This is a genomic window from Gemmatimonadaceae bacterium, assembly GCA_036496605.1.
Taxonomy (GTDB): Bacteria; Gemmatimonadota; Gemmatimonadetes; order Gemmatimonadales; family Gemmatimonadaceae; genus AG2.
On sequence record DASXKV010000018.1, the window covers coordinates 27,847 to 47,067 of the forward strand.

At 64.4% G+C, this 19,221-nt stretch carries 15 protein-coding genes; 2 read left to right on the forward strand and 13 right to left on the reverse strand.

Annotated elements, in window-relative coordinates; translation table 11 throughout:
* Positions 1-74 precede the first annotated feature (74 nt).
* From VGH98_06370 to VGH98_06410, 9 genes are all read right to left on the reverse strand, one after another.
* Positions 75-2,663, reverse strand: a complete 2,589-nt coding sequence (locus VGH98_06370; protein HEY2375583.1) for an ABC transporter permease — start codon at positions 2,661-2,663, stop codon at positions 75-77.
* Positions 2,660-3,016: a helix-turn-helix transcriptional regulator gene (locus VGH98_06375; GenBank protein ID HEY2375584.1), complete on the reverse strand. Its 357-nt coding sequence runs from the start codon at positions 3,014-3,016 to the stop codon at positions 2,660-2,662. The genes VGH98_06370 and VGH98_06375 overlap by 4 nt, the downstream gene beginning before the upstream one ends.
* A 283-nt stretch (positions 3,017-3,299) precedes the next feature.
* Positions 3,300-4,019 (reverse strand): nuclear transport factor 2 family protein, encoded by a 720-nt coding sequence (locus VGH98_06380; protein HEY2375585.1) that lies wholly within the window; start codon positions 4,017-4,019, stop codon positions 3,300-3,302.
* A gap of 16 nt (positions 4,020-4,035) precedes the next feature.
* A complete protein-coding gene (locus VGH98_06385; GenBank protein HEY2375586.1) occupies positions 4,036-4,395 on the reverse strand; it encodes a hypothetical protein in 360 nt (119 codons plus the stop codon).
* Positions 4,396-4,458: 63 nt separating this feature from the next.
* Positions 4,459-4,881: a septal ring lytic transglycosylase RlpA family protein gene (locus tag VGH98_06390; protein HEY2375587.1), complete on the reverse strand. Its 423-nt coding sequence runs from the start codon at positions 4,879-4,881 to the stop codon at positions 4,459-4,461.
* Positions 4,882-4,953: 72 nt separating this feature from the next.
* The gene (locus tag VGH98_06395) at positions 4,954-6,633 is read right to left on the reverse strand and encodes a metallopeptidase TldD-related protein (GenBank protein ID HEY2375588.1); all 1,680 of its coding nucleotides are present in this window, start codon (positions 6,631-6,633) and stop codon (positions 4,954-4,956) included.
* 128 nt (positions 6,634-6,761) lie between these two features.
* Positions 6,762-8,471, reverse strand: coding sequence for a TldD/PmbA family protein (locus VGH98_06400; GenBank protein ID HEY2375589.1), 1,710 nt, complete (start codon positions 8,469-8,471; stop codon positions 6,762-6,764).
* A gap of 216 nt (positions 8,472-8,687) precedes the next feature.
* Positions 8,688-11,123 (reverse strand): ABC transporter permease, encoded by a 2,436-nt coding sequence (locus tag VGH98_06405; protein ID HEY2375590.1) that lies wholly within the window; start codon positions 11,121-11,123, stop codon positions 8,688-8,690.
* Positions 11,113-11,385, reverse strand: a complete 273-nt coding sequence (locus VGH98_06410) for a hypothetical protein (GenBank protein HEY2375591.1) — start codon at positions 11,383-11,385, stop codon at positions 11,113-11,115. The genes VGH98_06405 and VGH98_06410 overlap by 11 nt, the downstream gene beginning before the upstream one ends.
* Before the next feature lie 193 nt (positions 11,386-11,578).
* On the opposite strand from VGH98_06410, the gene VGH98_06415 reads away from it, so the two are divergent.
* Positions 11,579-12,115, forward strand: coding sequence for a hypothetical protein (locus tag VGH98_06415; protein HEY2375592.1), 537 nt, complete (start codon positions 11,579-11,581; stop codon positions 12,113-12,115).
* Here the strand turns inward: VGH98_06415 and VGH98_06420 are convergent.
* Together VGH98_06420 and VGH98_06425 are read right to left on the reverse strand one after the other, a co-directional pair.
* Complete coding sequence (locus tag VGH98_06420) at positions 12,112-12,684, reverse strand: Uma2 family endonuclease (GenBank protein ID HEY2375593.1); 573 nt, start codon at positions 12,682-12,684, stop codon at positions 12,112-12,114. The genes VGH98_06415 and VGH98_06420 overlap by 4 nt on opposite strands.
* Positions 12,685-12,714: 30 nt before the next feature.
* Positions 12,715-15,168 carry an ABC transporter permease gene (locus VGH98_06425; GenBank protein HEY2375594.1) on the reverse strand — a complete coding sequence of 818 codons (2,454 nt, stop codon included), beginning with the start codon at positions 15,166-15,168 and terminating at the stop codon, positions 12,715-12,717.
* A gap of 1,373 nt (positions 15,169-16,541) precedes the next feature.
* Here VGH98_06425 and VGH98_06430 point away from each other — a divergent pair.
* Entirely contained in the window at positions 16,542-17,240 is a 699-nt protein-coding gene (locus VGH98_06430) for a hypothetical protein (protein ID HEY2375595.1), read from the forward strand.
* A 9-nt stretch (positions 17,241-17,249) separates the two neighbouring features.
* Here VGH98_06430 and VGH98_06435 read toward each other — a convergent pair whose 3' ends face one another.
* Positions 17,250-17,732: an isoprenylcysteine carboxylmethyltransferase family protein gene (locus VGH98_06435; protein HEY2375596.1), complete on the reverse strand. Its 483-nt coding sequence runs from the start codon at positions 17,730-17,732 to the stop codon at positions 17,250-17,252.
* Positions 17,733-17,802: 70 nt separating this feature from the next.
* Positions 17,803-19,188, reverse strand: coding sequence for an amidohydrolase family protein (locus VGH98_06440; GenBank protein HEY2375597.1), 1,386 nt, complete (start codon positions 19,186-19,188; stop codon positions 17,803-17,805).
* Positions 19,189-19,221 lie beyond the last annotated feature (33 nt).

Here is a 19,221-nt window from a genome sequence, read left to right on the forward strand (position 1 = left end):
CTCGGGCGGCGTCACACCGATGCCCACCGCCCCTGCTATCCGGCGCACAGAACGTCGCCCAACAATGGTGAAGGTCAATAGTCGGATCTGAGCGCCGAGATCGGATCGATGCGCGCCGCGCGGAATGCGGGCCGCACGCAGCCGAGCGCCGCCGTCGCAAAGCAGACCAGCGCCGCCGTGCCAATCGTGACCGGATCGCCAGCCGACACGCCGAACAGCAGCGCGCTCATCGCGCGCGCGGCGAGATACGCGATCAGCACCCCGGGCACGACGCCGATCACCGCCATCCGCACTCCCTCCGACACGATCATGCGTGCCACCGCGGCACGCTCGGCGCCAAGCGCGAGGCGCACGCCGATCTCGCGATCGCGCTGCGCCACCGTGAAGCTCAACAGGCCGTGAATGCCGACACCGGACAGAATGAGCGCGAGCAGCGCCAGCGCACCGAGCACGTTCACCTGCGTCCTCCGATCGACGGTCTGATACGCCAGGACGTCGGAGAACATGCGGACGTCCGAGAGCGGCTGCTCGGGATCCACTCGCCTAACGATGTCGCGAATTGCCGCCAGTTGCGCCACGGGCGGTGTCGATGAGTGGACCAGCAAGTCCTTCGGCAGATACAGATCGCCGGTCTGCGGTGGAATCTGATGAATCGGCAGGTAGAGCTGTGGCTCGCTCTCCCGCTCGAGCCCACGCACCTTGATGTCGCCGACGACGCCGACGACCGACCGCCTCTGGTCGCGCACGTCGAAGGTCTTGCCGATCGGATCGTCGTTAGGCCAGCGCTGGTGCACGAACGATTCGCTCACCACCGCGACCAGCGGCCGATCGGGGGTATCCCTTTCGCTGATGTCGCGGCCGCGCCGCAAGGGGATGCCGAGCGTCTTGTAGAACTGCGAGGACACGATGCGAAGACTCACGTTCTGCGAGCCGTCGCGCCGATCGACTTCTCCAGGCAGCAACACGCGCGCGATGCCTCCCGTCAGCACAGTCGGCAAACCGCTCGTGTATGCAGCATTCTGCACGCCGGGGAGCGCGCGAACTCCGGTGAGCACTCGATCGTAGAAGTCCGCTCGGCGCACCGAGTCGTCGTACCTGGGACTCGGCAGCGTCGTGCGCAACGTCAACACGTGATCCGTCGTGAACCCCGGAGAGATCTCCCGCACGCGCCAGACGGCGCGAATCAGTAGGCCCGACGAGATCAGCAGGACCACCGACACGGCGACCTCGATTGCGACGAGCGCCGTGCGCAACCGCTGCCGGCGTGCGCCGCTACGCGTCCCCTCGCGCAAAGCGACGAAGCCGGTCTTACTTCCCGCTCGTAAGGCAGGAAGGAGACCGAAACCAAGGCCAGTGAGCGTCGCGAAGGTCGCGGCGAAGACGAACACGCGGACGTCGACCGTCGGCTTCGTCGCGATCGGAAGCGTGGACGGAACGAGTTGGGACAACAACGGCACCGCCGCCGCCGCAACCACAGCACCGGCGATTCCGCCGATCAGCGCCAACAACACGCTCTCCGTCAACATCTGCCTGACGAGACGCTCACGCCCCGCGCCAAGTGCGGCGCGCACCGCCAACTCGCGCTCGCGTCCTGCTGCGCGTGCCAGCGACAAGTTGGCGAGATTCGCGCAGGTGAGCAGAAGCATGCACAGGCTCGCACCGCACAACGTCAGCAGAATCAGTCGATAGCGCGGCGACATCTGGTCGCGCTGGCGAAAGAAGCTGAAAGCGAGATCCTTGTACGCGTCGGGATGCTCGCGATTCATCCGGTCGGCGAGCGCAGCGAGCTCGAGACGCGCCTGTTCGAAGGTCACGCCGGCCTTCAGTCTTCCCACGCCATCGAGATACGAGTTCCCGCGATCGGTATAGTCGTCCGGACGCAACACGAGCGGCATCCACACCTGATTGTCCGCAGTGGGGAAGATGAAGTGCGGCGGCATCACCCCGATCACCACGTAGGGTGTTCCGTCGAAGCTCACTTTCCGTCCCACGACGCCTGGATCGCCCGCGAACTGCGACTGCCACAAGCCAAAGCCGATGACTACCGTCTGTGCATCGCTATCTCCGGTGCCGGTAGAATCGAAGAGGCGACCATACAGCGGTGGCACGCCGAGCAGCGGCAGCAAGTTCGACGTGACGAGAGCACCGTTGACGCGGATGGGATCGCCGGCGCCGACGAGATTCACGCTGCGTCCTGTGAAGGCGCCTAACGCGGCAAACGACCGGCTCTGCTCGCGCACGTCGCGGTACGACGCCGGCGACAACTGGTTCATGCAGCCCCAACCTCTGTCGCCTTTGGACGCTTCGCAGAGTCTCACGACCGCATCGGGCTGTGGGAATGGCAACGGCCGTACGAGCACGAAATCGGCGATGGAGAAGGTTGCCGCGTTGGCCCCCACGCCGAGCGCGGTCACGAGAATAGTCGCCACGGCGAAGCCACGCGATCCGCTCAGCGACCGCATTGCATAACGAATGTCCTGACCGAGCACTTCCCAGTGCGCGGCAATCGCATTCGGCACCACGTCGGCGACGGTGGCCACGATGGCCCCGAACCTCCCATGATCGCGCACCTGATCCTCGTGCGTCCGAAGGAGCTCGGCTTGATAGTCCTCGCGGAACGACGTCGGATGCAGGCGGAGCAGCGCGCGATAGAAGCGATTCACACGGTCCTCGGCGCAAGGCCGCGCGCGCGTGCGTGGCGGACGAGTTGCGACAGACGCCTCACTTCGGCGCGCGCGACGGCGACGCCGAGTGGCGTGATGCGATAGTAGCGTCGCCGTTCGTCTTCGGCGCGTGTGCGGCGCTTTTCGATTTCGATGATGAGCCCCTGCTCGGCCATGCGAGCGATGGAGCGGTAGAGCGTCCCCGCGCTCAGGCGCAGCTCGCCGTCGGTGCGTGCCTCGACGTCCTGGATGATCGCGTAGCCGTGTCGCTCGTTCTCGGCGAGCGCGAGCAGGATGTGCAGCGTGGCGGCGGGGAGTGGGAGCAGCTCTTCGGGTGTCGGGTCGGTAGTCACATCCCGAGTATAGCCACAGTGCGACTAGTTCGTCAATGGTCGAGCGAGGACGATGTAGCCGCTGTGGCTATAAGGCGCTCTGCCGGCGGCGATTTGCGAAGATAAGCAACGCAAGTGCTGCCACTACTAGCAGAGCACCGTAGATCGCCCACTTCGTTTGACCGGTCATGAAGCTGCCAGGAAGGACGTTGATTCCTTGCAGGAACCACACGCAGCCTATGAGGAGGGCAAGAGCCGCGATCACGTTCAGAGCTATTCTCATTGATTCCTCAGCCTCTCGTGGCTATGGCAGACGGGTCGCGCGAATGACGCGACCGTCAGGATAGGCCTGCACGTAGTCGACGACGCGCCCGGCGGCATCGCGCTCGAAGGTGATGACGGCTCCGATGCCATCTGGACTAAAGGCATTCACTGAGACCGGCACAAGACGCGCGCCGGACGTTTGACCAGACGCAGTTGCGACGAGGTGGCCAGCTTCCCAATGAACATTGTCGACGTATCCCGAAGCGATTTGGTAGCGACCAACGAATGGTTGGAGGTCACTCGAATCGGTTGCGATTGCGTTGACCGGTCGCGCAAGCCAGGAAAGTGTATGACGAACTAGTTGCGAACCTCCGCTGCTGCGCACGATGACCGCAAGTGCACGCCAGGAGACGGTAAACTCGCTCGTGCCAAGTGGCCAATGATCGCGGCGAACGTAGTCAGCCACGATGGTGGTGCCGTACTGGTGCGCTCGCAAGCTGACGATCTCGAATCGGACTGGGCTCGGGACCGAAGCTGCCCCGAGCAACTGTGACTTGCTCATGATTGCTCCGTTGCTGCCAACAACCCAGATCAAGTCATCGGCGACTAACGAACGCGCGCTCGTGGAATCGCCGCGACCGATTGCCGTGTAGAGCGTGGAAAGCAGGCGGCGCGCATCGTCCGCGACGGCGACTTGGGCACGCGCGACTGAACTGTATGTGATGGCGAGGCCGATGCTCGCGAGAACACGTTTCGTCACGAGTCTCATACGATGTTCATCGAGCGTAGTGATCGGCGCCAAGAAAATGGAGCGAGACGTACGGCTCATCGCCCAACACCCAGCTATCATGCGGCTCCGGCGGAATGTGGAACAGCGTCCCGGCACTGAGCTCGACAATCCGGCCGTCGGCAAACGCGGCCGTCGCCGCGCCCGATACGACCAAGCCGACATGTTCAACGGCACACCGGGCCTGGCCGAGGGCACGGCCGACGTGCTCTGACCAGCGCCATCCAGGTTCGTAAAGTGCGCGGCCGATCGTCAAGCCGCCGATGCGGACCAACTCGAAGCGACCCTTCTCGAGGTTCCGTACCTCGTCGGGCTGCTCGAAGCGCTTCAGAATGACGTCCGTGTTCATTGTCGGTTGAGCGTGAAAGAATGTACCCGCCGCCTAACGATAGACCAGATATCGGAGCGCAAATCAGTACCCAGCGCCAGCTGCCGATCCGATGACGTCGAGTTGGACACGCGTGCGACCCCGTCGCACGAACGCGAGACTCTCCGCCGCCGCCCGCGAGAGGTCGATAACGTAGCCACGTCGGCGCTCCGCGCGCGATGGCCCGCGATCGACGATTCGGACCACGACGGACTTGCCCGTCTCGATGCGCGTTACCCGGACCTGAGTTCCGAAAGGAAGCGTGGGGTGCGCGGCGACCAAAGCCTTCGGATCGTAGCGTTCGCCGGAGGCGGTTCGCCGTCCCGCGCGTCGCTTCGTGTAGAATGTCGCCCAGCCGTTCTCGCTCGACGCGGGCGACACGCGCCGAGCCAGCGTGGCTGGCGTTGACGGGGCGAGCAGCGCGGCGACGAGCACGCTGTGACGAAGCAGAGCGAGGAGCGACGGCATGGGCCGCCACCCTGCACGGCGCGCGCCGCACGTAGCCTATGTTCAACAGGAGCTTCGGCGGCCCTCTCGGAGTCAACGGCCCGGAGGCGGGCTCAGAGGGGGCCGCGGCTGCTCGCCAGACGATCGCTCGAGCGACACGTCTTCGAAGAGCAGCGACGGCACGACGTACGACGCGAGCGGCAGCGACTCACCGGCCAGGTCGCCTAACGATTCGAGCATCTCCATCGGTGGCGAGAAAGGAAAGGCACCCATCGCAATCGTTGGACGGTGCAGCACCGTCGTGCGGCCCGATACGGCGACGATGTCCTTGAACGACTCGGCGCTCACACCCAGCAGCCGCGCGCCGCGGACCAGCTCCTCGCGACCATCCGGGTACACGCGGTAGGCCAGGAGGACGAGACGTCCCGCGCCGCGCCCACGCAGCTCGCTCATCATCGCGCTCGGATCATCGCGGTTGACGGCGCCACTCCCGAGCTCGCGCACAATCAGGCCGTAGTCGAGGCCACGGTCTTTAACCATCGTGACCAATCGGTTCTTGAGCTCCGCGTCGCTCACGCCGTTCGTCGTCGTTACGACGATGTTGCTCGGTGCGGCGCCGTCGCCCCGGCGATTGCCCGTGCTCTCGAGAAACCCGCGCACCGGCACGCGGGTCGTGAGCACTTGCTTCACAATGCCCCTCTCGATCAGGACCGTGCGCCGCGCCGGGACGCCGTCGTTGTCAACGCGATATGTCCCGAGCAATGGCACGCCGTCTTGCGTGGTGAGGGTGGGATCATCGACAACGGTCATCGAGTTGGGGAGGACACGGCTGCGGACTCGGTCGCTGAGCGGTGTCGCTCCACGGCCAGTCGCGTCCATCATGGCCGCGAAGTCCGCGCTGCCCTGCGGCGTCCGTCGTCCGACCAGCGCGGGCGCAAAGCGCTCAGCGAAGAGCTCCGCCGCTGCACGTCCTTCGAACAGAACGGGGCCGCTGTAATGCTCGAGCACGGGCGCGGAGCGCAAGCTGTCGAGGTGAAGAGCGAGCGTACGGATGTCGCGGGCGAGCTCCTCGCGTGACGGCAGGTCCTTTAGGCTGTGGCCATACACATGGAATGACGCGCCAAGCGGGGCGCCGTCGGTCGCCTGGGTCGACGCCGAGGCGGTCAGAGAGAACTGCGGTCGGCGAACGAAAGCACTCGTTCCCTCGCTGTTGAGCAGATACTGATCGGTATTGTCGACGCCGATGCGCACGCTGGACCGATCGAGCCGCGCGAATTCCGCCACTGCCGACAACGCGCGCACGAGCGACTCAGCTTCGGCGCGATCGAGAGTGATAACGGAGGTCGTGTCGATCGTCTGCGTCGGCGTCACCCGGCTGAAGTCGGGGAGCGAATCGCGCCGCGAATGGTTCAGCAGCGCCGCGCGTTTCTCCGCATAGGTCTCGGCGGCATGCTTGTACGCCATATCGGTCATGAGCCAGACCTGACGCCGGAACTCGAGGTAGCTGTCGTCGAGCGGGAGGGACCCGGCGCCGAAATCGAAATCCTCGCCTCCGAGGGCCATCAACATCCCGCTAGAGCCAAAGTTCATGAAGTTCGTATTGTCGAACGCGTAGTCGCCGACGCGCACTTCGGGCCCGACGTTCCGGCTATGACGCGTCCCGCTCGAAAGCAGGCTTCCACCGGTCGCCGATGCGCCGATGCTGCGAGCGTCGTACGCCCGATAAGCGATGAAGTACGGCCGCTCGAGTTGTCCAAGGCGCAGACCGCGCATCGAGCGATCCAACTCGTCTCGAAGAGCACGTTGCAGGGTCGAGTCCTGTGCTCGTGCGGACGCACCGGCCGCTGACACGAGCCCGCATGCGACACAGACACCAATCAGACATCGCCTAACGATGACGATCATGGCACGGCTCCCGGCGGCGGCAGAATCGGCGGCTTGCTCTGCGCTTTCTCTTTCCGTTGCACCTCGATCTGCGAGATGAGAATGGCGGGTGACGACGCGGAGACTGGCACCCATCCCGACTCGGCACCGCAGACGCCGTTGAAGACACGGACCTGATCGTCGGCGGCGACGATGCGGCTGAACGCGATCAGCGGCGTCCCGACGAGATCGACCCCGCGAACCAGCTCTTCGCGCCCATTCGGAAAGACACGATAGACCATGATCGGCATGACCTCGAAGGCGTTCGGCGTGAAGCGCGTCGTCAGTGTGAAGCCGCCCTCGATGTCGTCGAAGATCAGACCGAATGGCTTGCCCTGTCGCTTGATCTCGGCGATGAGCATGCGCTTGAGCTGTTCGTGCGTGACGGGCTTCGACGACGTGACGACGAGATTCGATTGCCGCGCGACGGCGGGCAAACCCGGCTGGCGCCGCCCATGTCCATTCGAATGAGTGAAGCCGGCGATCGGCGAGCGTGACATGAGAAAGCCCGAGAACACGCCGTTCCGCACGACATCGACGCGATGCGCCGCCACGCCCTCATCATCGTACTGGTAGTAGCCGGCGAGCTCGGTGTTGCCTAACCGTTGCTGCGTCGGGTCGAAATACACCGACAGGTCGCTGGGCAAGAGTCGCTCGCCGATCTTTCCCTTGAAGGTCTGTGCCTCCTCCTCGCTCTTCTGGCGATGTCCTTCGACGCGATGACCGAAGACTTCGTGGAAGAACACGCCGCTGGCCCGTCCCGACAGAATCGCGGGCGCGGTAGCGGCCGAAATGACAGGCGCTTGCTTGAGCGCGTGGAGGTCCTCGATCATCTTGGCCACCGCCGCGTGCACCGCGCTATCGTTAGGCAGCCCCTCGGGCGTGAACGCGACGTAGGACTCGTAGCGTGGCAGGACCATTCCGTCGGCAGCGCGCGCGTAGGCCGAGATCACCAATCGGTAATAGGCAGATGACGTCTCGAGCTCGGAGCCTTCACTGTTGACGTACCAGCGTGTCGTCCCCTCGACGGATAGCGAGGCTTCGCCGTCGTAGATGTCGCTGTATCGGGCGAAGGCGGCGGTGTACGCGCGGATGCGTCTCTCCCAGTCGGTGCGGTCGAAACGAACGTCGACGGACGACTCGTAATGTTTCACCGGCTTCTCGTGGGAGAAATCGGGCGACGTATCCTCGGGCGTGACGCGAAGCTGCGCGCTCGCCTTCACCCGCGCGAGTTGCTCGACCGCACGTTTGTAGAGCGCGTCGGTCTGGTACCAGATGACGCGCCGAATGCCGAGCGTGTCGTCGCCCAACGGCACGGGAGCGAGCGCGTACCGCTGGAAGTAGCCAAAGGACGGCATCCCACTCGCCACTTCATGGGTGTTGTCGAACTCGGGCTTCCCCACGCGAAGATCGACGCCGAGCGCACGGCGTCGGCCGTCCTGGACGCCGGTGATCGTGCCGAACGCGCCACGGACATCGGCCGAGTGCGTCTCGGTGACGTCGTAGCTCAGGAAATAGGGCGGCGTCGGTTGTGACGCGAAGGTGGCGACCGAGCGGGCAAGCTCCTGCCGCATCGCGGCGAGTACGCCAGAACGCGTCGTGGAGTCGACGGTCTGCGCCGTCGCCTGGGGCGTGGCTAGCACGGTCAGTGCAAGCGCAGCTGACCTGACGACTATGAGAAATCGCATGAAGACCCTTCCGATCGACGCTCGAGTTTGCACCGCGGCGAGAAGGGCCGTCAAGTACGGGCTATGGGGAGTGCGCGAACATTAAAGCGCTCTCATTAGAGGCGCGCAACTAGTGAAGCGTAATCCAGATTGTGATAGCTGGGGCTAAGAGGCTGAACTTTGGTATGAAAGGGGCCTGCTGTCACCGGTTCGGTTACAGTCCACTAGGTCACCCTGCTAGGCGTCCCGACGCAGCGCGATCGCTGGGTCGACCCTCGTTGCGCGCCTCGCCGGCAGGTAGCTCCCCGCGAGCGCGGCGCATACGAGCACCACGACTGCCGCACCGAATGCCACTGGATCGTTAGGCGACAGCTGCGTCAGTAGATGGGCCAGCGTTTGCGTCATCAAGACGGCGCCGACAACACCGATCGCGATGCCGATCATGACGAATCGCATCGCTCCGCCGAGCACACCGCGCAAGATGTCGGACGACTGTGCCCCGAGCGCCGTACGGACTCCGATCTCGTGCGTGCGCTGTGCGACGGTGTAGGACATCACGCCGTGGATACCGATCGCCGCCAAAAGCAGCGCGACGAGCGCGAACGCCGCCATCATCTCACTCGTCACGCGCTGCGGAGAGAGCGACGTTCCATGCAGATGGTCGAGCGTGAAGACGCTTCCGGGCGTCACCGTCGGCGCAACGCTCCCGATTGCGCGCTCGATACGGGGCGTCATTGCAGCGGGATCCTGACTCGTGCGGACGACGAGCGACAAGGTTCGCCAGTAAGGCGCCTGCGCGAGGGCTACGTAATAGGTCGGCGCCTCAGCTGGACCGACATTCGGATTGAAGTGAACGTCACCGACGACACCAACGACGGTCGACATTGTGGTGTCGTTGCACGCGCAGCCGATCCGCTTGCCTAACGGGCTCTGTCCTGGCCAATAGGCACGCGCCATCGACTCGCTCACCACGATCGCCGCAGACGACGTCGAATCGTCGTGAACAGTGAATAATCGTCCGCTCACGAGTGGAATCTTCATCGTCGCGAAATAACCAGGCGTCACCATCTGCGAGCGCGGTGTGCGCGCCGGATCGCTGCGCGTTGGACGCCGCTCACCCTCGAGAAAGATCCGCGATCGGTAGTTGCCCCACTCGGGCGGCAGGAGCGAAGTGAACGCCGCATTCTCGACGCCTGGCTCGGCGCGCAGTGACGCCAGCACGCGGTCGTACATCGCTTCGGCGTCCGCCGCCGTCCGGTAGCCCGCGATGGGCGCCGTGAGCTGCATCGTGAGCACGTGGTCAGCACGATAGCCCGGCGCTTCGTTCGCGAGCGTCGTAAAGCTTCGCACCGTCACGATCGTGCCGGCGAGCATCGTGAGCGCTAGCGCCATCTCGGCGCTCACGAGCAGGCCACGCAATCGATGCCGCCCCCGGCTCGGCGAAACACTTCGTCCGCTCTCGGTCAGAGCCTGATGCGGATCGGCGCCGCTCGCGACGAGCGCGGGCACGAGGCCGACGATCAGTGCCGTGATGACCGAGATCGCAGCGGTGAACGCCAGCACACTCCCGTTCAATTCCATCCGCGTCCACCCTGGATTGAGCCGCGCCTGCTCGGCGGGAAGCATCGTGCGCACTACCGCGATGCCCCACACAGCGATTAGCGTTCCGAGAACACCGCCCGCGAGCGCGAGCAGTAGCGATTCGGAGAGCTGCTGGCGCACGATGCGCCGTCGGGACGCGCCGAGTGCAATACGGACGGCGATCTCACGAGCGCGGGTCGTCGCGCGCGCGAGCAGCAGATTGGCGACGTTCGCGCAGGCGATCAGCAAGACGAGTCCAACCGCCGCAAGTTCAGCGAGCATGAATGGACGCGGGTGTTGCCCGTAAAACGCGTTCGCTGATTCGACCCGCATGTCCCACTTGCCGTCGTCTTCGGGATATTCACGCTGGAGCTCCAGCATCATGCCGTGCACATCGTTGTTCGCGCGGCCAATCGACACGCCGGGCCGAAGTCGCGCGAGCACGCCACGCAGAAAGCGTCCGTCGCGCTCGCGACCGAATGCGCCGTCGAGCGACAGCGGTGTCCACAGCTCGGCGCCTGGCGGAAAAACGAAGCCGGGCGGCATCACGCCGACGATCGTTCGTGAAAGGTCGTTGATACGCACGACGCGCCCGAGAATTCCCGGGTCGGCCGCGAAGCGGCGGCGCCACAGACCGTCGCTGAGGATGACCACGTTAGGCGAATCGGTGTACCGCGCATCCTCGCCGCTGAACGCGCGGCCCATAGCGGGTCGCACGCCGAGCACGTGGAAGTAGCTGGGCGTGACGCGGAAACCGGAGACGCGTTCCGGCTGATCGATGCCGGTGAGGTTTGCATCCAGTTCCTCGAATGCGGCCAACTCGCTGAAGCTGCGATTCCGCTTGGACAGATCGACGTAGTTCGCCGGCGCCATGAAGGCGTCGTCAGGACCAGCGCGGGCCGGGGCCACCTCCGCGACCATAACGAGTCCGGTGGGATCCGCGGCCGGCACGGGGTGCAGCACGAGCGCGGCGGTCACGCTGTAGACGATCGTCGTGCCACCGATGCCGAGCGCCAAACAGAGTACCGCTGCTACGGCGAGTCCCCTGGCGCGAAACAGCGCGCGAGCGGCGAATCGAAGATCATCGAACATGCTTCGCCACGACCTCCTCTTCGGCCGACGGGCCGCGAATGCTCGCGGCGCGCAATCGAGGGACATCGGGATGGGCCGAGAGCCATTCATACATCTGGCGGCCTCGCTCCGTCGCGTCAGCGTCTGGACGGGGCGGCGGCCAGGCTCCCTCGAACTCCGCTGTAGGCTCGAGCTGCCCCGCCCGGAAATTGGACCCCGGGCTCGGCATCCCGAGATGCGTGCGGCCCAGCAAGACGCCGCGGCGCCAAACCGTATAGTTCATGCCAGCCCTCAGCAAATGTGCGTACCCGCCTAACGCCGGAGTCAAGGTGCGCGCGAGGCAGGCATCGAACTGATGATGCAACTTAAATTCTACGCGGAATCGCGCCGTCGATGGCCTAAGGGCCCATCCCTGCTGGCGTCGCGATGCCGTAGCCTGCGCTATATCGCGATTACGGCGAGACAAGGAGAGGCAGATGTCGACCTACAGGCGGTCCCTGCTGCTGGCGCTGATGCTCGCGCCGGCGACGACCTGGGCACAGCAGAGCGTGGTCATCCCAGCGGGCACGCGACTCACAGTTCGGCTCAACGAGGAGCTCTCGACCGAGAACAGGCGCAAGGGATCGGTGTTCAGCGCCCGACTCGAGAAGCCCATCATGGTGGATGGACGCGTCGTCGTACCGAGCGGCGCCCTCGCCTACGGGAGAATCCTCGACGTCGAGCGCAACAAGCGGATCGGTCGCCCCAAGCTCGACGGAACGTTGACTTCGCTCATGATCGGCGGACGCGAGGTGCCGATCGTCACCGACGTCGTCGGCGCGGAGGGGAAGCACGGCGGCGGGCTCGTGAAAATTGGAGCGGGGACGCTCATCGGCGCCATCGCTGGGGCACCGGTTGCGGGCGCGGCGGTCGGAGCTGGCGTCGGGGCGGTGATGAAGGGGAGCGATCTGGTGATTCCGGCGGGCACGATTGGCGAGGTCGGACTCAAGCACGACGTGACGGTGAGTCGCTAGGAAACGAGTCCGCGCACGGCGCATTGGAAGCCCGGCACGACCGACTCGCCATCGAGTTGATCGCTCTCGCCGAGGTGGACCTGGCTTCCGTCGGCGCGGTAGACGCGCGCATCGCGTCGCTCGGGATCGATGACCCACACGAGCCGCGCGCCGGCCTCTAGCCAATCGCCGACCTTGCTCAAGACTTCGCCCGGCCGGTCGTCCGGCGACAGCACCTCGACAACCAGATCTGGTGCCAGCTCGGCGAAACCGCGCGGAGCAGGGTGGGGGAGCCGGTCTTGCTTAACGAATGACACATCCGCCGCCCGCACGGTGTCGGGCTTACGGCGGAGCAGAAAGCCTGTTTCCGCGGTGAAGACGCGGCCAAGTGTACGTGAATTCACATACGCGAACAACGCGCCGAGAATGCGCGCAGCGACATCGCCATGCCGATAGCCCGCCGGCTCGCGCACGACGAGCTGCCCGCGGACGAGCTCCGTCCGCTTGTTGGAGGTATCGAGCCGCAGCAACTCGTCAGCCGTCACCGCCTCGGCAAGTGAAGGCCGCTCCGAATGCGCTGAACTTCCCATAACGACCAAGCTACTGCGGAGTGCAATCCGTTAGTCGGCTCGAAGCGCGATTGCCGGGTCCACCCGTGTCGCGCGCCGTGCGGGAATCATCGCCGCACCCATGCCGATTGCGAGCAACAACGCGGCCGCGCCACCGAGAGAGATCGGGTCGAACGGACTCACCTCGAAAAGCTGCGCCGCAAGCACCCGACCGCCGAGCACGGCTCCGACGAGACCAATGGCCGCGCCCACGCCAACGACCCATGCGGCTTCGCTCAACACCAGCCGGTAGACATCACTCGCCGTCGCGCCGAGTGCCACCCGCACGCCGATGTCGCGCGTCTGCTGCCTAACGGCGCTGGACATCACGCCATAGAGCCCGATCCCCGAGAGCAGCAGCGCGACGAGACTGAAGCCCGTCAACAGGAGAGCGCTGAGTCGCGGCTGCGCGAGCGGCGCGTCGAGCAGCTCATCCATCGTCTTCTCGTCGAACAGCACGAGATGCGGATCGGCCTCGCGCATCGCGCCGCGGAGCGCGGGCATCATTGTCGCGAGCGGCGCGCTCGTGCGCACGGCGATGAAGCCGTTCCAGAACGGTTCGACCTGATCCCAGTTGAAGTACGCAACCGGGCCCGTGTTCTTGAACTCGCGGAAGTGCGTGTCACTCGCGACGCCGACGACCGTGTAGGTGTTGTCAGTGTCTCTCCCGCCCTCGATGACGCGCTTGCCGATCGCGTCCTGTCCCGCCCAGAACCGGTGCGCCAGCGTCTCGTTGATCACGACGACCTTCTCGGCCGTCTTGCTGTCCGAAGACAGGAGCCCGCGTCCCTTGCGTATCGTTATGCCGAACGTACGGAAGTAGTCCGGACCGACGAACTCCCACGGTACGAATGGCGCGCGTTCGCGCTCGGTGGCCGGCTGGTCGGCAGCTGCCAGCTTCATAATGAAGAACGACTGTCCCTTGAACGGTTCACTCTCGACCGGCGTCGCCGCCAGAACGCCAGGCACGGCCTCGATGTCTTGGACGACCTGCTTGGCGACGCTGAAGATGCGGTCGTTCGTCGGGAGATCGCTCTGTGGCCCGGTGAAGGAGAGGATCGACAGGTGCTCCGGCTGATAGCCGAGGTCGAGTGACTGCATCCGAGCGAGCGTGCGAACGAGCAGCCCCGCGCCAGTGAGCATAACGAGCGCGAGCGCCATCTGCGATGCGACGAGCCATCGCCGCACGCGTCGCTTGGAGCGGCTCTCGACGCCGGCACGGGTATCGGCGCGAAGCAGCGTATAGGAGCGCACGCGTGAACCAATGATGCTCGGCATGAGCCCGAAGGCCATCGTCGCGAGGATAATGATGCCCGCGGTCGCGACGAGTGGAGTGCTGCCGACGCGAACTGCATCGACACGCGGCAGCTGTGGTGGCGCTGCGGCACTCACGATCTGAATCAGTCCGATCGCGAGCAGACAACCGAGTGTTCCGCCGACGCCAGCGAGCAGGGCGCTTTCGATCAGAAACAATCGCGCAACGTCGCCATGGCTCGCGCCGATCGCGTGACGTACCGCGACCTCACGCTCACGCGCGATGAATCGAACGAGCATGAGGTTGCCGACGTTCACGCAAGCGATCAGCAGCAGAATCCCCACGGCGAGCATGAGCGCGACGAGTGCCGGCCGCGAGGAGCCGAGCACGGTCTCGGCCAACGACTGCGCCGCGACACTCGAGATCTGGTATGCCACGCCGGCGCGAACGCCGACATCCGCGAACGGATTGATCCGACGCGTGAGCGCGAGCAGAGCCTGGCGCGCGGCATCGAGCGTTACGTCAGGCTGAAGACGCGCGATGATATCGACCTGCACCGTGTTGGGTAATTTTTTCCCGCTGGCATCGACATAGTCTGGCGCGAGGGGCAGCCACGCGTCGGCACCTGGCGGGTAAGTGAACCCAGGCCGCAGGATGCCGACGATGCGCGCGCGCTGCTCCGTATATGGAATGACGAGCGTGCGGCCGACGATTGCCGGATCACCGCCGAAGTCGCGCTGCCACGCGGCGTGACTCAGCACGATCACCGGCGCTGCGCCGTGTTCGCCATCCTCGCGCACGAAGAGTCGGCCGTGCTCGGCACGCACGCCGAGCACGTCGAAGAAATTCGAAGAGGCACTGGCGCTAGAGAGGTTGAGCGTCGTCGATCCGTACAAGAACGGAAGCGACTGCGCGCCGAGGTGGGCGGTACCGGCCGCAGCGTGAAAGACAGCGCTGTCGCGCGCGATGTCAGCGAGATAGGGGAACGGCGCATCGAGATGTGTGCCGCGCTGATCGAGCGGGTGCATCACGACAAGCCTGTCCTGGTCGGCGACAGGGAGCCTGTTGACCAGGACAGCATTGAAGACGGTGTACATCGCCGCCGCCATCCCGATGCCAACTGCGAGGATGGCGCAGGTCGTCGCCACGAACGTCGGTGAGCGGCGCAAGCTCCGCAGGGCAACGCGCGCGTCGCTGAGAAATCTCTCCATGATGTGTCTTCCGCTTTGCGCCAAGGATCGATACCAAGCCAGCAGGCCCTCGACAAGACACCCGATCAGCCGTCCACCCCTAATGCGCTCGGTGAAGACTCACGAGAGCGGCGCGTCCAGGGGCAAGCAGCCGAGGTAAGGAGAGCACACGCGGAGCATCGCGCACTTTGACGCTGGCTCGTCGAACTATCACCAGCGAGAGTCGCACAATGCGCGACGATATCGCCACTAGAGAATTCTCGGGCGCCATTTTGCGTAACGGTGCGCCGAGTATGGCAATGACACGTGAGATTAGTCTTTGACCGATGCGGACATACATGGCCTGACGCGCGACAATCGTCGAGATGTGTGTGTGTTCGCCGCGCGCGTACGCAATTTTCCTCGCGAGATGATGGAGTTACACTAGCCGGTTGCTGAGTTTCGCGCGCCGCAGCGCACTTTCGCCACACGAAAGACCACTTTGTGCGTCCGTCGCCGACTTTTCACAATCGAGGCGCTGACTTTCGCCTCTCTGGCGAACAGAATGCGTTCGCTGATGCGCATTTCCACTACGACGTCCTCGATTATGACTGGGGAGCGGTCACACTTCCATCGCGCTCCCTACCACTATCCCGAAGCGGAATGGAACTGACGCTTCTTTACGTTAGACAAGCACGCGGCGGGCGCTGATTAGCACTTCGAGACATTGCGCTTTCACATTGCCAATCGCGACATATCTCGCGAGCGTGTGACATTGTCGACGAAACTTGGCTCGTCACGCTCCTGTTTCGCGCCATCACGCGCCGAGCACCTGGGCTCACGGACGGAACGCGGAGTCTCACGCGCGGACCTTCGCGAAGCAGCCGCCTGACACATGGCATCACGGTGCGACCAAACGCCGACACGCAGGATCTTCGCGTGAAGACGCGGCGCCCTCCTAACGACACCCACTGCCCCTCGTTCGGGACTCACGGCACATCTTCTCGGAGGCACCGCACACCCTAACTCACCCACCGTCTCCGGGAGACAACGCCTCTTGCACCGGCGCCGACGCTGTGCACATGTTATCGACGCTCGGCCCTTCGAGCCTACGCTGAGGTCCCTCGTGACGCACCACCGTCACCGCTGCTACCACGCCCGATGCCTCACCAACCACCTTGCTCGCTCCCGCCAGCCGGCGCCTAACTCGTTTGCGCACGACGAGTCCTCATCACGCAACGTGCCTTCCATCGTCGCACACGAATCTGCTTCAGCCTGACACGTACCGACTTCAGAGCAACACACTCGTTCACTCACTTCACACGCGCCGTACTCGACGAATCACGCACGGTCCTTCACGCACCACCAGTCATCCCTCTTCATCGCCCACGCTCCAGCCACGCCTGGGTATTCCCATGAAAGAGCGCGTCGAACGTCAAATCACGACTCTCTCGGACATCGCGAGATACCTTCGGGGTATTACGTTCACGAATGCGCGAGTGTTGCATCTCAAGGACGAGATTCTCGAGCATAACGACCGTGTCAAGAAACTGGCCAACGAGAACCGAGCCGCCAAGGCGGAGCCCCGGGTACTGCGCCAGGGAAGGCGCCTGACGAAAGACAAGCTGCGAGAGGAACAGCTGCTGCCGCTGTCGCGACGGGGACGGAAGCTCAGCCGCGTATATCCCGCGCTCGAGCTCACGCTCAAGGTGCCGCACAAGAACGCCTCGACCTCCGAGATCGCCGACGCGGCGGAACGGATCGCCGACGCCCTCACGCCACATTTGAGTATGCTAATCGAGGCGAAATACCCTCGCAACTGCCTCGCCACGTTGCGACGGGATGCGCAGGCACTTCGCGTACACGCCGAGGCGACCGAGAAGTCACGAGGGCTGCTCAATCGCTCGAATCGGGAGCTGACCGAGGAGCTCTCCGCCGCCCGCATTACGATCGACGAGCTCGATGTGGTGCTGCGATCGCTCGACGACTTTGCGTCTTACAAGATCGATTGGAGCTTTGTCAATCGCGTGGTTGCGCGCATGGGGCGTCCGTCCAAGCGTCGACTGGCGGCGCGCAAACGCTCGGCGGCGAAGTACGGTCTGCGCGACGAGTAACGTCCCATGCTACAGCCAGCGTCGAACTGAGGCCTTGTATGGCATGTAGTCGCCAGGGAACCGTGCTTCCAAATACCGTTCCTCCCTCGGTATGACGACGAAGCTCATGATCCCGATTGCGGCCGCGAGCGTTACCAGCAGCCAGCCGGCGCGGATCCAAATCGATATGCCAAGAAGGAGTAGTGAGAACGCCAGATAGATCGGATTTCGGCTGAAGCTGTACGGACCGCTGCGAACGATGGCGGTCGTCGGGCGATTGCCCGGCACCGGAGTACCAGCCGCGCGAAAGGTCCGCACCGACGCGAGAAATAGGAGAACGGCCACCAGAATGATGATCAGGCCGATCGGCGCGTTCGCGAAGGTTCTCACGACGGTGATCGGAAAGACCAAGTGAAGTACAAGGCCGAGCACCAGCGCGCCGAGATAGACGAGAGGTGGCCGGAAAACACCTGAGTTGGCAGCGTCGGGCTGGTTCTTTTCGCTGGGATTCATTTGCTCTGCGGTAGCCCGCGTTTTGCCTCGGCCGCCTAGCTGGCTGCTCCGGGGTGCGTGCGCGGCCTCTTCATCGAGCGAGCATGCGACTCAGGGTGTCGGATGGTAGCCAGCGGCCGGCGACAACGACACCCACCGGATGCGCCACCGCCGCGATGTCGACGAGCGGATTTTGATTGAGCAGAAGGAGGTCCGCCGACATACCGGTTTGCACTGCTCCAAACTCGCCAGGCCGGCCAAAACAGAAGGCAGCATCCGCCGATGCTGCGCGGAGAGCGCCATAAGGTGATAGCCCGGCTTCCACGAGCAAGCGCAACTCTTCGTGCAGCGAGAAGCCGGGAATGACGGTGGCGACGGAGGCGTCCGTGCCGGCCAGGATCGGCACATCGGCTGCGGCCAGCGCGCCGACCAAGCGCCGCATCCAACTGTACTGGCGACGAAACTTCGCAAGCGCGTTTGGCAGCTCCGCCTCGTGCCCACGCCACCGCATCACGTACTCGTTGTGGGTCGGCGCCCATTCGCTGCGGAGATCGGGACGTACGTACTGCATTGTCGGTTGCGACAACAGCCCATGTAGCTTCGGGTACTGCTCCGTCATCCGGATCACGTGGTCAAAGGTCACGAGCGTTGGTGTGACGCAGATGCCGGAGCCGCGAAGCTGGGAAACGATGCGCGGAATGTCGGCGTCGGCCGGATCCTGCTCATTCGTTTCCACTTGCATGATGCTTTCGGCGTGCTCGATGGTGCGCTGTCCTGCGCGCACCGCCGCTGCGACCCCGAGGCCGCGCCCTGGGGCGTGACCCACCACAGGAATCTTCTCGACGCGCGCAGCGGCCGTGATCGCCTCGTAGACCGATGGCTGTAAGGGCAGATGAACCTTGACCGCATCATAGCCGTCGAGACGCGCCTGCCGCACGAAAATGCGCGCCTGCTCTGGCGTCGTGAGTCCGTCGGCGAACGCGCTCGTCGTGACGAGCCTGGGACCAAGCCGGGCGCCTGTCGCGATCTCTTGTCGCCAGCGCACGTGGTACGGCTCACCATACATGTTGCGGACGGTCGTGATTCCGTTCGCCAGGTAGAGCGGCAAGTCGGCGGACGACTCCCGGCGAAGTGAGTGGACGTGCGCATCGACAAGTCCTGGAGTGATGAAATAGCTGCGACTGTCGATTCGGATGGCGTCGGCCGGAACCAGGGTTGAATCGACCGGACCAACAGCCACGATTCGTCCAGAGCGAATCAGGACTGTTTGTCGGGGCAACACCACCGGGTCACGGGAATCGCGCAACCGCGGCCCCGTCATTGGAATCACCGTCGCACCGACAAATGCCAGCGAGCGATCGGCAGTGACGGACGCAACTGTCGACGGACTCCGTCTCGCTGACGCCCGACTGGCAGCAAATAGCGCTGCGAGTGCAAGCGCACCGCCAACGACCACCGACAATCGGTGCGACGTCACGGAGCCTCCGGGGAAACGATCATATAAGAACGC

Coding starts and splice junctions, on each gene's coding strand:
- VGH98_06420 (HEY2375593.1), bottom strand. CDS start 12,684: ATGGGAAGTTCAGCGCATTCGGAGCGGCCTTCACTTGCCGAGGCGGTG.
- VGH98_06425 (HEY2375594.1), bottom strand. CDS start 15,168: ATGGAGAGATTTCTCAGCGACGCGCGCGTTGCCCTGCGGAGCTTGCGC.
- VGH98_06390 (HEY2375587.1), bottom strand. CDS start 4,881: ATGCCGTCGCTCCTCGCTCTGCTTCGTCACAGCGTGCTCGTCGCCGCG.
- VGH98_06405 (HEY2375590.1), bottom strand. CDS start 11,123: ATGTTCGATGATCTTCGATTCGCCGCTCGCGCGCTGTTTCGCGCCAGG.
- VGH98_06410 (HEY2375591.1), bottom strand. CDS start 11,385: ATGAACTATACGGTTTGGCGCCGCGGCGTCTTGCTGGGCCGCACGCAT.
- VGH98_06385 (HEY2375586.1), bottom strand. CDS start 4,395: ATGAACACGGACGTCATTCTGAAGCGCTTCGAGCAGCCCGACGAGGTA.
- VGH98_06395 (HEY2375588.1), bottom strand. CDS start 6,633: ATGCGCGGTCTGCGCCTTGGACAACTCGAGCGGCCGTACTTCATCGCT.
- VGH98_06400 (HEY2375589.1), bottom strand. CDS start 8,471: ATGCGATTTCTCATAGTCGTCAGGTCAGCTGCGCTTGCACTGACCGTG.
- VGH98_06430 (HEY2375595.1), top strand. CDS start 16,542: ATGAAAGAGCGCGTCGAACGTCAAATCACGACTCTCTCGGACATCGCG.
- VGH98_06435 (HEY2375596.1), bottom strand. CDS start 17,732: ATGAATCCCAGCGAAAAGAACCAGCCCGACGCTGCCAACTCAGGTGTT.
- VGH98_06415 (HEY2375592.1), top strand. CDS start 11,579: ATGTCGACCTACAGGCGGTCCCTGCTGCTGGCGCTGATGCTCGCGCCG.